Below are 12728 nucleotides of genomic sequence, written 5' to 3'. Positions count from 1 at the left end.
CGACCGGGCGGGCCGGGCGCGTGTCGCCGCGGTGGCGGCGGGCCGGGTGCCCGAGAGTGGTCCCGCCGCCGCGGCGTCCGGCTGCCCGGGGCCGTCCCCGCACGGGTTCGCGTCCGTCGTGGCTCCCCGCCCGTCGTGACGCCCCACCTGTGGTGGCGCCCCGTCCGTCGAAGCGCCCTGTCGCAGCACCCCACGGAGGTCCCGTGCGTTCCCTTCCCGCCCGGCGGTGGTGCGTGCCGCTGGCCGCGCTCCTCACCGTGCTCTTCGTGGCCGGCCCGGTGGCGGGCCGCCCGAACGCCGGGGCACGGGCCGCCACGGAGCTCGCCGCCGACCTGGACCGGCTGCTCACCGACCGGCGGCTGGCCGGTGCCCAGGTGTCGGTGCAGGTCAACGATGCCGCCACCGGCGAGGTGGTCTACCAGCACGCCGGCGATGCGCTGCTGCTGCCGGCCTCCACCCTCAAGACCGTGACGGCCGCCGCCGCGCTGGAACTGCTCGGCCCGGACCACCGCTTCGCCACCGAGGTGCTGGCCGACGGCCGACGCGGCGGCGACGGCGTCCTGGACGGCGACCTGGTGCTGCGCGGCGGCGGGGACCCGAGCCTGCTGCCGTCCGACCTCGACGAGCTGGCCGGCCAGGTCGCCGCGGCCGGCGTCACCGAGGTCGACGGCGCCGTCCGGGCCGACGCCACCCGTTGGGACGACGTCCGGCTCGGCCCGAACTGGGCCTGGGACGACCAGCCGTACTACTACAGCCCGCAGATCTCGGCGCTGACCCTCACCACCGACACCGACTACGACCCCGGCACTGTCCGGCTGACCGTCACGCCGGCCGCCGTGCCGGGCCGCCCGGCGGCCGTGCGGCTCACCCCCGCCGACGCCCCGGTCCGGCTGACCGGCCGGATCGACACCGGGCCGGGTGGCGGCGCACCGGCCCCGGACGTCACCCGCCGGCTCGGCGGCAACGAGATCGTGCTGGCCGGCAGCGTGCCGGCGGGCGCCGCCCCCACCGACGAGTGGGTCACCGTCGACGATCCGGCCGCGGTGGCCGCCACGGTGTTCGCGGCGGCCCTGCAGCGCCACGGCGTGACGGTGGCCCGGGGCGTGGCGGCCGGCCCTGCCGCGGCGGGCGCCGCCACGCTGGCCCGGCACGAGTCGGCGCCGGTCGGCGAGCTGCTGGTGCCCTTCCTCAAGCTGAGCAACAACGGCATCGCCGAGCACCTGGTGAAGGAGATCGGCCTCGTCCGGGCCGGCTCCGGCAGCTGGTCCGCCGGTCTCGCCGAGGTCGTCGCGTTCCTCTCGCGCAACGGCCTGGACGTGACCGCCGCCCGGCAGAGCGACGGCTCGGGGCTGTCCCGGCACAACCTGATGACCGCCCGCCGGTACGCGGCCCTGCTGGGATTCGCCCGTAGCCGCCCGTGGTTCCGGACCTGGTACGACGCCCTGCCGGTGGCCGGCGACCCGCGCCGGATGGTGGGCGGGACGCTCACCCGCCGGATGGTCGGCACCGCCGCCGAGGGCCGGGTGCACGCGAAGACCGGTTCGATGACCGGGGTGGACGCCCTGACCGGGTACGTCGAGGGCGACGGGCGGACCCTGGCCTTCACCGTGCTGTTCAACAACTTCGCCGGTGAGAGCCCGCGCCCGGTGATCGACGCGCTCGTCGTCCGACTGGCCGGCGGCCCCGCGGTGGCTCCGCCGCCCCCGCCGTCGTCGTCGCCCCTGCGCCCGGCGGTCCGGACCGGTGGGAAGGCGGCCCTGGACTGGACCTGATCGGGCGGCCGGCCCGGATCGGTGACCGGACCCGGTCGCCGATCCGGGCCTGATCGGCTCGCCCGGCCGGCGGGGTCACGGCTGGTCGGCGCCGGCGCGCAGCTCGGCGAGCAGGGTGTTCCGGTCGTCGATCAGCTCGGTGAGGATCCGCCGGGCGGCCCGGAGCAGGTCGGCGACCTCGCCGCCGGCGAGTGCGTACACCACCGTGCTGCCCTCCCGGGTGGCGGTGACGATGCCGGACCGGCGCAGGACGGCGAGCTGCTGGGAGAGGCTGGACGGCTCGATCTCCAGCTCGGCCAGCAGTTCGCGGACCGGCGTCGGTCCGGCCTGTAAGAGCTCCAGTACGCGGATCCGGATCGGGTGGCCGAGCATCCGGAAGAACTCGGCCTTGGCCTGGTACAGCGCGACCCCCACGACGTCCCCTTCCCTGGCGCCCGGTCCGTTCAGATCTCCAGCTTGAGCTCGATCCGCTTCAGCTGGTGCCGGGCCATCGCCAGGTTGGAACGGGTGCGGTTGAGGGCGAGGAAGAGGAAGAGCCCGCGGCCGTTCGGCATGGTGAGGGGCCGGACCAGGTGGTACTGGCTGGTCAGGGTGACCAGGATGTCCTCGATCTCGTTGTCGTGGAGGTTGAGCAGTTCCATCGCCCTCATCTTGGCCCGCACCACGTCGGTGTTGCCGGCCGCCGCCACGTTCAGGTCGAGTTCCCCTCCGTCACCGAGCGTGCCGAGTGCCATGCCGCTGCCGTAGTCGACCAGCGCGACGCCGATCGCGCCGTCGATCGCCATGGCCTCCTTGAGCGAGGTCTCCAGGTTCGCCATCGTCGTCTCCTCCTGTCGTGGCCGCCGAGAGGCCGGCGGCTTCCGTGAGTGGTGGCTTCGGCACCGAATGTAGGGAGAACGCGCGGCGATCCACTGAGCTTGACCGGAGTTGATCAAATCTGCCCGTTTCGCGACTGGTTGAAGATATTTGCAACTATGGATATGAGAGAGAACCGATCCGTTGGCGCGGAAAACGGTGCTATCGATGTCGGTCCTCCCGGGTAACCTCTCGCTGAGATGCGAGATCACACCAACCACACCCGGACGGCGATGAACACCCCTCTGCCCGAGCACCCCGAGGAGCGGGAGCTCAACCCCGCCGAGGCGTACGCGGCCTTCCGCCGCCGGGCCAAGGAGCAGGCCACCGCCCTCTACGGCTTCCAGCAGCTCTACGACTTCCCGCTGGACGAGTTCCAGATGGAGGCCTGCCAGGCGCTGGAGGCGGGCGAGGGCGTGCTGGTCGCCGCTCCGACCGGCTCCGGCAAGACCATCGTCGGCGAGTTCGCCGTCCACCTGGCCCTCCAGTCCGGGCGGAAGTGCTTCTACACCACGCCGATCAAGGCGCTCTCCAACCAGAAGTACGGCGACCTGGTCAAGCGCTACGGCGCCGCCAAGGTCGGCCTGCTGACCGGTGACAACACGGTCAACGGTGACGCGCCCGTGGTGGTGATGACCACCGAGGTGCTGCGCAACATGCTCTACGCGGGCTCCAGCACCCTGAACGGCCTCGGCTACGTGGTCATGGACGAGGTGCACTACCTCGCCGACCGCTTCCGCGGCGCCGTCTGGGAGGAGGTCATCATCCACCTCCCGGAGTCCGTCACCCTGGTCTCGCTCTCCGCCACCGTCTCCAACGCCGAGGAGTTCGGCGACTGGCTGGACACCGTGCGCGGCGGCACCAAGGTGATCGTCTCCGAGCACCGGCCGGTGCCGCTCTGGCAGCACGTGATGGCCGGCAACCGGATGTACGACCTGTTCGCCAACCCCGACCGCGACGGCCGCCCCAAGGACGCCCCGCGCAACCCGGCCAAGTTGGTGAACCCGGAGCTGGTCCGGCTGGCCCGCTCCGAGCTGGACCGCAACCCGCGCGACAGGTTCGGCCGCGGCCGAGGCCGCTCCATGCCCAACGGCCGCCCCGGCCGGGTCTGGACGCCGGGCCGGGTGGACGTCATCGACCGCCTGGACGCCGAGGGCCTGCTGCCCGCGATCACCTTCATCTTCAGCCGGGCCGGCTGCGAGGCCGCCGTCCAGCAGTGCCTCTCCTCCGGCCTGCGGCTCAATAAGGAGGAGGACCGCGCCAAGGTGCGCGCGATCGTCGAGGAGCGCTGCGCCGACATCCCGGACGAGGACCTGCACGTCCTCGGCTACTTCGAGTGGCTCGACGGGCTGGAGCGCGGCATCGCCGCCCACCACGCCGGCATGCTGCCGCGGTTCAAGGAGGTGGTCGAGGAGCTCTTCGTGAAGGGGCTGGTCAAGGCCGTCTTCGCGACCGAGACCCTGGCGCTCGGCATCAACATGCCCGCCCGCTCGGTGGTCATGGAGAAGCTGGTCAAGTGGAACGGCGAGACCCACGCCGACGTCACCCCCGGCGAGTACACCCAGCTCACCGGCCGGGCCGGGCGGCGCGGCATCGACGTCGAGGGCCACGCCGTGGTGCTCTGGCAGCGCGGCCTCGACCCGGAGGCGCTGGCCGGACTGGCCGGAACCCGCACCTACCCGCTGCGGTCCTCGTTCCGGCCGTCGTACAACATGGCCGTCAACCTCGTTTCGCAGTTCGGCCGGCACCGCTCCCGCGAGCTGCTGGAGACGTCGTTCGCGCAGTTCCAGGCCGACCGCTCGGTGGTCGGCATCGCGCGCCAGGTCCAGCGCAACGAGGAGGGGCTGGAGGGGTACCGCGCGTCGATGACCTGCCACCTCGGCGACTTCGACGGGTACATGGAGCTGCGGCGCCGGCTCAAGGACCGCGAGAACGAGCTCGCCCGCGAGGGCACCAGCCAGCGTCGGGCCGCGGCCGTCGAGTCCATCGAGCAGCTCAAGCCGGGCGACGTCATCCACGTCCCCACCGGCAAGTTCGCCGGCCTCGCCCTCGTCCTCGACCCGGGCCTGCCGCCGGTCAGCCGCAACGGCCGGGCCGGCACGCGCCACCCGGACTACCAGGACGGGCCGCGCCCGGTGGTGCTCACCGCCGAGCGGCAGGTCAAGCGGCTCGCCATGATCGACTTCCCCCACCCGGTCGCCGCCATCGAGCGGGTGCGCATCCCGAAGTCCTTCAACCCGCGCAGTCCGCAGTCCCGGCGCGACCTCGCCTCGGCCCTGCGCACCAAGGCCGGGCACCTGGAGCCCGAGCGGTTCCGCCGCGGCCGCGCGGCCGCCGCCGACGACCCGGAGATCACCCGGCTCCGCGCCGAGCTGCGCCAGCACCCGTGCCACGGCTGCGACGAGCGCGAGGACCACGCCCGCTGGGCCGAGCGCTACCACCGCCTGCACCGTGACACCGAGCTGCTGGAGCGCCGGATGCGCTCCCGCACCCACACCATCGCCCGCACCTTCGACCGGGTCTGCGCCCTGCTCACCGACCTCGGGTACCTGCACGGCGACACCGTCACCGACGACGGGAAGCGCCTCGGCCACCTCTACGGCGAGCTCGACCTGCTCGCCTCGGAGTGCATCCGCGAGGGCGTCTGGAACGGCCTGGCCGCGGCCGAACTGGCCGCCTGCGCCTCGGCGCTGGTGTACGAAGCCCGGCAGTCCGACGACGCGGCCGCCCCCCGGGTGCCCGAGGGCAAGGCCAAGGAGGCGCTCGGCCAGATGGTCCGGATCTGGGGCCACCTCGACGCCCTGGAGGAACAGCACCGGATCAACACCGCGGAGGGCGTCGGCCAGCGCGAGCCCGACCTCGGCTTCGCCTGGGTCGCCTACCGCTGGGCACTCGGCCACAACCTGGACCAGGTCCTGCGCGACGCCGACATGCCGGCCGGCGACTTCGTCCGCTGGACCAAGCAGCTGATCGACGTCCTCGGCCAGATCCAGGACGCGGCCGGCGAGGACGCCGAACTGCGCAAGACCGCCCGCAAGGCGATCGACGGCCTGCGCCGCGGCATCATCGCCTACTCCTCCGTAGCCTGACCCCGCGACCCCGAAGGGCCCGTCCCACGAGGACGGGCCCTTCACCGTTCCCGGACCCTCCGGGGGCGGCGGCTCGGGTGTGGGGCTACGCGAAGGGAAGGCCGTGTTCGAGGTACGCGGTCTCGGTACGAGCCCGAGCGACACAGGCAGCATGGACTCGGCGGGCGAGGCGCGGGACGAGGAGTGCGTCGAGCCGGTCGCGGGAGTGGAAGGCGTGCTCGCTGATCTCCATCTGGTCGGGAGCGATCCGGTCGAGTTGCGCAGTCCCGAGGACTCCTCCGTCGAAGACGAAGAGGACCTTGTCCCCCTCGGTGGGGTGGGGCGCCCAGTCGGCCACCAGCAACCGGCCGATCGGCGGCGTGATGCCGAGCTCCTCCTCCACCTCCCGTGCTGCTCCCTCACTCGGGGTCTCGCCCGCGTGCAGGTATCCACCGGGGATCTCCCAGCCAGGCTTGTAGGTCGGCTTCACGAGCAGCACACGGTCGCCCTCGTCGAAGAACAGCACGCCGGCGGCACTGCGTGGCCGTGCCACGACCTCGTCGAACTGGGAGTCGTTCATGGCGACGACTGTAGTCGTCCCGTCCGTAGCCGCCCGTCCCTGTCAGCCGACGATCGCGAGCCGGCGGGCGACGCCGGCAAGGAGGTGGCCCGGTCGGCCTCGCTGCTGCCGGACCCATCCGAGCCAGACGGATGTGGCCGTCATGACCGTCACCGAGAACGCCGCCAACCACATAGCCGCCCACGGCCGGTACTTCCGCGAACACGACGGCATCCGGCTTCAGTACGCCCTGCACGGCCACCTTCCGTACGACCACACGGCAACCCTGCAGCCGCTGCACGACGCGTACCGAGCCACCCGGGCGACCAGGGACGGATTCGAGCAGTGGTTCCTCCCCCTGTTCTCCCTCAGGGCCAAGACCGTGACTCGGGCCGATCAGCTCCCGGCGCTCCTCAAGCACTACATGCGGGCGAACCTGACCAGGCCTGCTACGGCCGACGAGGCCGTCATCGAAGTCGTACGACACTCGGTCTCCGTCGGTGACCCGGAATGGGTCACGATCAAGCAGCCGCTGGCCAATGTGATCGCTGCCCGAGCCCGGAGTGAGGTGGCCCCGCGCAGGGTCAGGGGGAGGTGAGGGTGTGGAGGAGGCGGTCGAGGGAGGTGCCGAGGCCCCAGCGGGTGGAGAGGTCTTCCAGGAGCATCGGGTCGGCGGGCTCGTCGGGGAGGGTGGGGTCGAAGTCGGGCAGGGGCACGTCGTCGGCGACCCGGACGACCTTCGGGGCCACGTCCAGGTAGGCGGAGCCCTCGATGATGTTGCGGCGGCGGGCCGGGGTGAGCTTCGAGCCGATGTCGAGTGCGGCGGCGCGGATGCCGGGCAGGTCGCCGTACTCGTTGATCAGCTGGGCGGCCGTCTTCTCGCCGATGCCCTTGACGCCGGGGAGGCCGTCGCTCGGGTCCCCGCGCAGGGCGGCCATGTCGGCGTACTGGGCGCCGCGCACCCCGTACTTCTCCAGCAGCAGCGCGTCGTCGGTGACCTGCAGGTTGCCCATGCCCTTCACCGGGTAGAGCACGGTGACCCCCCGGGCGTCGTCGACCAGCTGGAAGAGGTCGCGGTCCCCGGTGACGATCTGCACCGGGCCGCTCGCCCGGGCGGTGAGGGTGCCGATCACGTCGTCGGCCTCGTAGCCGGGCGAGCCGACCCGGGCGATGCCCAGCGCGTCGAGCACCTGCTCGATCACCGGTACCTGCGGGGCCAGCGTGTCCGGCACCTCCTCCTCGCCGTCGACGGCCGCCTCGGCGACCCGGTGCGTCTTGTAGGTGGGGATCAGGTCGACCCGCCACTGCGGGCGCCAGTCGGCGTCCATGCAGGCGACCAGCTGGTCGGGCCGGTGGTCGTGGACCAGCCGGGCGATGAAGTCGAGCAGGCCCCGGACGGCGTTGACCGGCTCGCCCTGCGGGGAGCGCAGGGTGTCCGGCACGCCGAAGTAGGCCCGGAAGTAGAGGCTGGCGGAGTCGAGCAGCATCAGTCGCGGTGCGGTCACGAGTCAGATCATGCCGCACCGCGCCGACGGACACCCGGTTCTCAGTGGTCGTGGGGGCCGGCGCGGTGGACGGGGCCGTGGGCGTCGGCGCAGTGGTCGGGGCCGTTGCCGGACGGGGCGGCGAACTCCGGGGCGGTGATCTGCAGCAGGGTGCCCGCCGGGTCCTCACCGACGTGGTCGACCTGCAGGGTGCTGTGGGTGATCCCGTACTCGCCGGCCAGCTTGCGCTGCAGCTCCCGGCGGACGGCGTGGCAGTCGCCGCCCGGGGTCACCAGGATGTGGGCCGACAGCGCCGGCTGGTTCGAGGTGATCTCCCAGATGTGCAGATCGTGGATCTCCTCGACCAGCGGCTGGGCGACCAGCCGGTCCGCCACCTCGTCCGGGTCGATGCCGGCCGGCGCCGCCTCCAGGAAGATCCGCCCGGAGTCGCGGACCAGGCCGATGCCGGCCCTCAGCATCAGCACCACCACGATCAGCGAGGCGATCGCATCGGCCTGGGCGAAGCCGGTGAGCAGGATGATCAGACCGGCCACGGCGGTGGCGATGAACGCGTAGAGGTCGGTCACGACGTGTTGGAACGCGCCCTCCACGTTCAGCGAGCTGCGGTTGGCCCTGGACATGCACCAGGCGGCGGCCAGGTTGACCACGATCCCGACCAGCGCGGTGACCAGCACCAGGGAGCCGGTCACGTCCGGCGGCTCGATCAGCCGGGTGACCGCCTCGTAGGCGAGCCAGGCCGAGAGCACCAGCAGCGTCACCCCGTTGGCCTGGGCGGAGAGGATCTCGGCGCGCTTGAGGCCGTAGGTGTAGCCGCCGCGGGCCGGGCGGGCGGCGAGGCGCATGGCGACCAGCGCCAGCACGATCGAGGCGGCGTCGGTGAGCATGTGTGCGGCGTCGGAGATCAGGGCCAGCGACCGGGCGGCGAAGCCGACCACGCCCTCGCCCGCCATGAACACCACGATCAGCGCGAGCGCGCTCAGCAGCCACCGGCGGTCGGCGTCGGCGGCGACGCCGTGGCTGTGCCCGCCGGGCCCGTGGCCGTGCCCGCCGTGGCTGCCATGCCCGTGGCTGCCATGCCCGTGGCCGCCGCGGCCGTGGCGACTGGGCCCGTGCTGCCGGTCATGCGCATGATCATCGTGCGAGTGCTCGTGCCCGGCCATCGTTGTCCTCTCCTGGACGCGCGGGGGTCTGGACGTACGGGGATCGCGGAAGGGGCGCAACCGCCCCTGCACCCGAAGTGAACCTCAGATCGAAGGAAGATCCAAAGGCTGCACTGGAGACCGTTGTCATTGCCGAAGCGACACCCGGCTCCGGTATCGTCGCGCCGCCGTCGAACTGGGGAGCAGCCGTGGTGGAGCAGCGGGTCGGACTGGGTGAGATCGCCCGCGAGTGGGGCCGGATCGGGCTGCTCGGCTTCGGCGGGCCGCCCGCGCACATCCTGCTGCTGCGCCGGCTCTGCGTGGAGCGGCGCAAGTGGATGGAGCCCGGCGAGTTCGAGGACGGCATCGCGGCGACGAACCTGCTGCCCGGCCCCGCCTCCACCCAGCTGGCGATCTTCACCGCGTGGCGGCTGCGCGGCACCGCCGGCGCGCTGGTCGGCGGCGCCTGCTTCATCTCGCCCGGGCTGGTGCTGATCCTCGCCCTCTCGGTGCTGTTCCTGGCCGGCGACCCGCCGCTCTGGGTGCTCGGCGCGGCGGCGGGTGCGGGCGCGGCCGTTCCGGCGGTCGCCGTGCAGGCCGCGACCTCGCTGGTCCCCGGCAGCTTCGCCCGGGTGGGGCGGGAGCGTACCGCCCGGGCCCGCTGGGTCGGGTACGCGCTGGCCGGTGCGGTCGCCGCGATCCTCACCGGCCCGTGGCTGGTACTGGTCCTGGTCGCGGCCGGGGCGGCCGAGATCGCCGTCCGGGCCCGCGGCCGGCATGCCGCGCTGCCGGCGGCCGCCGCGCTGCCCGCCCTGCCCGTCCTCGGCGGGCTGGGGGCGGTGGCGTGGGTGGCGTTCAAGGTGGGGGCGCTCTCGTACGGGGGCGGCTTCGTGATCATCCCGCTGATGCAGGACGACGCGGTGCACCGCTACCACTGGATGACGGACGGACAGTTCCTCAACGCCGTCGCCCTCGGGCAGGTCACCCCCGGCCCGGTGGTGCACACCGTCGCCGCGGTCGGCTATGCGGCGGCCGGGCTCGGCGGCGGGCTGCTGGCGGCCGCGGTCGCCTTCGCGCCGTCCTTCCTGTTCGTCGTCCTCGGCGCCCGCCACTTCGACCGGCTCCGGGCGAACCAGCGGGTGCAGGACTTCCTCACCGGCGCCGGTCCGGCGGTGGTCGGCGCCATCGCCGGCTCGGCCGTGCCACTCGCCGCCTCGCTGGCGCAGGGCTGGCAGTGGGGCGTGCTGGCCGCCGCCCTGCTCTGGCTGGTCGCGGCCCGCCGTGGCGTCGTGCTCGCCCTGCTCGCGGCCGGCACAGCCGGCGCGATCGCCGCGGTGGCCGGGCTGCCGGTGGCCTGAGGCCGGCCGTGGCCCAGGGCCGGCGGCCGGCCCGCCCGGGTGGACGGCCCGCGCAGGGGCGCCCCGGTGGACGGCCCGCGGGGTCCCGGCCCGCCGGCCGGAGGTCGGGATCAGCCCAGGGCCGCCTCGACCGCCTCCAGCGGGACGGCGCGGGCCGCCGTCGCCGCGCGGACCAGGGCCTGCATGACCCGCAGGTCGTCGCCCTGCTCCGGGTGCCACTGCACCCCGAGGGTGAAGCCGGGCCCCTCCACCGCCTCCACCGTGCCGTCCGGTGCGTGGGCGCTCACCCGCAGGCCCGCGCCGAGCCGGTCCACCGCCTGGTGGTGGAAGGTCGGCACCGTCAGTTCGCTCTCCGGCAGCAGCCCGCCGAGCAGCGTCCCGGGCACCGGCCGCACCACGTGCCGGCCGTAGCTGCCGGGGGTGCCGGCGTGGACGTCCGGGTCGACCACGTCCGGCAGGTGCTGGATCAGCGTGCCGCCGCAGACCACGTTCAGGACCTGCATGCCGCGGCAGATCCCCAGCAACGGGATGCCCGCGGCCAGCGCCGCCCGGATCAGCGCGGACTCCCAGTGGTCCCGCTCCGGGCAGCTCGCGTCGGTCAGCGGGTGCGGCGGCTGTCCGTAGTAGGCCGGGTCGAGGTCCGGCCCGCCCGCGATCACCAGTGCGTCCAGCCGGGCCAGCACCTCGGGCGCGCGCTCCGGGGCGTCCGGCGGCAGCAGCACCGCGATCCCGCCCGAGTCCCGCACGTAGGCGGTGTACCGCTCGGGCACCAGTGCCACCCGGCGGGCACGCCAGTCACTCCAACTCGCGTCCACCTGGTAGGTGCTGACGCCGATGAAAGGCCTGCGATCCATGGCGGGCATTCTCCTCCCGTCCCACCTGATACCCCGTCAATCACGCCTCTCGGCGCGCCACACCCGCCCGCCCTCTTCCGCGCTGTCGGTGGCAGGCCGTACGGTTCGCTGTGACCGCTTGATCTCGCTGCGTGATCGAGGAGGAGGCTCCGCCATGCCCGACGCCACGCCGCCCGACGCCACGCCGCCCGGTGCCGCCGCGCCCGACGACGCCGGCCCGCCGCGGCGCGCACCGCTCACCCTGGACGAGCTCCGCACCCTGGTCGACGCCGGCGAGATCCACACCGTCGCACTCGCCTTCACGGACATGCAGGGGCGGCTCCAGGGCAAGCGCTTCGCCGCCCGGTTCTTCCTCGACGAGGTGGCCGAGCACGGCGCGGAGGCGTGCGACTACCTGCTCGCCGTCGACGTCGACCTCAACACCGTGGACGGCTACGCCCTCTCGTCCTGGCAGACCGGGTACGGCGACTTCGCCATGCGCCCCGACCTCGCCACCCTCCGGCTCACCCCTTGGCAGCCCGGCACCGCCCAGGTCACCGCCGACCTGACCCGGCACGGCGGCCGCCCGGTGGACGCCGCGCCGCGGCAGCTGCTGCGCCGCCAGATCGAGCGCCTCGCCGAGTACGGCTTCGCCGCCGACATCGGCACCGAGCTGGAGTTCCTGGTCTTCCGCGACACCTACGAGCAGGCCTGGTCGGGCGGCTACCGCGGGCTCACCCCGGCCAACCAGTACAACGTCGACTACTCCATGCTCGGCACCGCCCGGGTCGAGCCCCTGCTCTCCCGGATCCGCCTGGAGATGGCCGGCGCCGGCCTGGTCGTGGAGTCGGCCAAGGGGGAGTGCAACCTCGGCCAGCACGAGATCGCCTTCCGCTACGCCGACGCGCTCACCACCTGCGACCAGCACAGCGTCTACAAGACCGGGGCGAAGGAGATCGCCGCCCAGCAGGGCTGCGCGCTCACGTTCATGGCCAAGTACAACGAGCGCGAGGGCAACAGCTGCCACATCCACCTCTCGCTGCGCGACCTGCGGGACCGCTCGGCCGGGCCCCTCGGCACCCCTGCCTTCGCCGACCACGGCGGCCGGATGACCGACACCATGCGGCACTTCCTGGCCGGTCAGCTGGTCGCGCTGCGCGAGTTCAGCCTGCTCTACGCGCCGAACATCAACTCCTACAAGCGCTTCCGCCCCGGCTCCTTCGCGCCGACCGCCGTCGCCTGGGGGCGGGACAACCGCACCTGTGCCTACCGCGTGGTCGGCCGCGGCCCCGGGCTGCGGATGGAGAACCGGATGCCCGGCGGCGACGTCAACCCGTACCTCGCCGTGGCCGGCATGATCGCGGCCGGGCTGCACGGCCTCCAGCAGAAGCTGGAGCTGCCCGCGCCCTGCCTCGGCAACGCCTACGCGGCCGACGAGTACGCCCGGGTGCCCGGCTCCTTGCGCGAGGCCGCCGAGCTCTGGGCCGGGAGCGAGCTGGCGCGCGAGGCCTTCGGCGCCGACGTGGTCGAGCACTACCTGCACACGGCCCGGATCGAGCAGGCCGCGTATGACAGCGCAGTCACCGACTGGGAGCGCTACCGCTCCTTCGAGCGGATGTGAGCCCGGCCGCCGGTCCGC

Annotated in this window: 11 protein-coding genes; 5 read left to right on the top strand and 6 right to left on the bottom strand. The window is 73.4% G+C overall.

The genetic code is table 11. The features are described 5' to 3' along the window. The first annotated feature begins 203 nt into the window (after nt 1-203). The gene (dacB, locus tag MCM47_RS00255; protein WP_238739884.1) at nt 204-1772 is read left to right on the top strand and encodes a D-alanyl-D-alanine carboxypeptidase/D-alanyl-D-alanine-endopeptidase; all 1569 of its coding nucleotides are present in this window, start codon (nt 204-206) and stop codon (nt 1770-1772) included. 75 nt (nt 1773-1847) lie between these two features. On the opposite strand, the gene MCM47_RS00250 is transcribed toward dacB, so the two are convergent. After that, nucleotides 1848-2186: a metalloregulator ArsR/SmtB family transcription factor gene (locus MCM47_RS00250; RefSeq protein WP_238739883.1), complete on the bottom strand. Its 339-nt coding sequence runs from the start codon at nt 2184-2186 to the stop codon at nt 1848-1850. Nucleotides 2187-2215: 29 nt separating this feature from the next. Continuing rightward, nucleotides 2216-2590, bottom strand: a complete 375-nt coding sequence (locus MCM47_RS00245; RefSeq protein ID WP_238739882.1) for a hypothetical protein — start codon at nt 2588-2590, stop codon at nt 2216-2218. Between the two features lie 270 nt (nt 2591-2860). Here MCM47_RS00245 and MCM47_RS00240 point away from each other — a divergent pair, with 270 nt between their 5' ends. Continuing rightward, nucleotides 2861-5716 (top strand): RNA helicase, encoded by a 2856-nt coding sequence (locus MCM47_RS00240; protein WP_238741399.1) that lies wholly within the window; start codon nt 2861-2863, stop codon nt 5714-5716. Nucleotides 5717-5801: 85 nt separating this feature from the next. On the opposite strand, the gene MCM47_RS00235 is transcribed toward MCM47_RS00240, so the two are convergent. Beyond that, nucleotides 5802-6275, bottom strand: coding sequence for an NUDIX hydrolase (locus MCM47_RS00235; RefSeq protein WP_238739881.1), 474 nt, complete (start codon nt 6273-6275; stop codon nt 5802-5804). Between the two features lie 142 nt (nt 6276-6417). Between MCM47_RS00235 and MCM47_RS00230 the strand changes: the two genes are divergently transcribed. Next, the gene (locus MCM47_RS00230) at nt 6418-6852 is read left to right on the top strand and encodes a hypothetical protein (RefSeq protein ID WP_238739880.1); all 435 of its coding nucleotides are present in this window, start codon (nt 6418-6420) and stop codon (nt 6850-6852) included. Here MCM47_RS00230 and MCM47_RS00225 read toward each other — a convergent pair. Beyond that, nucleotides 6839-7741, bottom strand: a complete 903-nt coding sequence (locus tag MCM47_RS00225; protein WP_238741393.1) for a 5'-3' exonuclease — start codon at nt 7739-7741, stop codon at nt 6839-6841. The two genes, MCM47_RS00230 and MCM47_RS00225, sit on opposite strands and share 14 nt — an antisense overlap. Before the next feature lie 59 nt (nt 7742-7800). Beyond that, nucleotides 7801-8919 carry a cation diffusion facilitator family transporter gene (locus tag MCM47_RS00220; RefSeq protein WP_238739879.1) on the bottom strand — a complete coding sequence of 373 codons (1119 nt, stop codon included), beginning with the start codon at nt 8917-8919 and terminating at the stop codon, nt 7801-7803. Between the two features lie 188 nt (nt 8920-9107). Between MCM47_RS00220 and chrA the strand changes: the two genes are divergently transcribed. Then, nucleotides 9108-10256 (top strand): chromate efflux transporter, encoded by a 1149-nt coding sequence (gene chrA, locus MCM47_RS00215; RefSeq protein WP_238739878.1) that lies wholly within the window; start codon nt 9108-9110, stop codon nt 10254-10256. A 110-nt stretch (nt 10257-10366) separates the two neighbouring features. On the opposite strand, the gene MCM47_RS00210 is transcribed toward chrA, so the two are convergent. Continuing rightward, nucleotides 10367-11110: a gamma-glutamyl-gamma-aminobutyrate hydrolase family protein gene (locus tag MCM47_RS00210; protein ID WP_238739877.1), complete on the bottom strand. Its 744-nt coding sequence runs from the start codon at nt 11108-11110 to the stop codon at nt 10367-10369. 154 nt (nt 11111-11264) lie between these two features. Here MCM47_RS00210 and MCM47_RS00205 point away from each other — a divergent pair, with 154 nt between their 5' ends. After that, a complete protein-coding gene (locus tag MCM47_RS00205; protein WP_238739876.1) occupies nt 11265-12710 on the top strand; it encodes a glutamine synthetase family protein in 1446 nt (481 codons plus the stop codon). The last annotated feature ends 18 nt before the right edge of the window (nt 12711-12728 follow it).

Source organism: Kitasatospora sp. A2-31 (assembly GCF_022288725.1).
Taxonomy (GTDB): Bacteria; Actinomycetota; Actinomycetes; order Streptomycetales; family Streptomycetaceae; genus Kitasatospora.
This window is presented reverse-complemented; position numbering and strand designations above follow the sequence as displayed.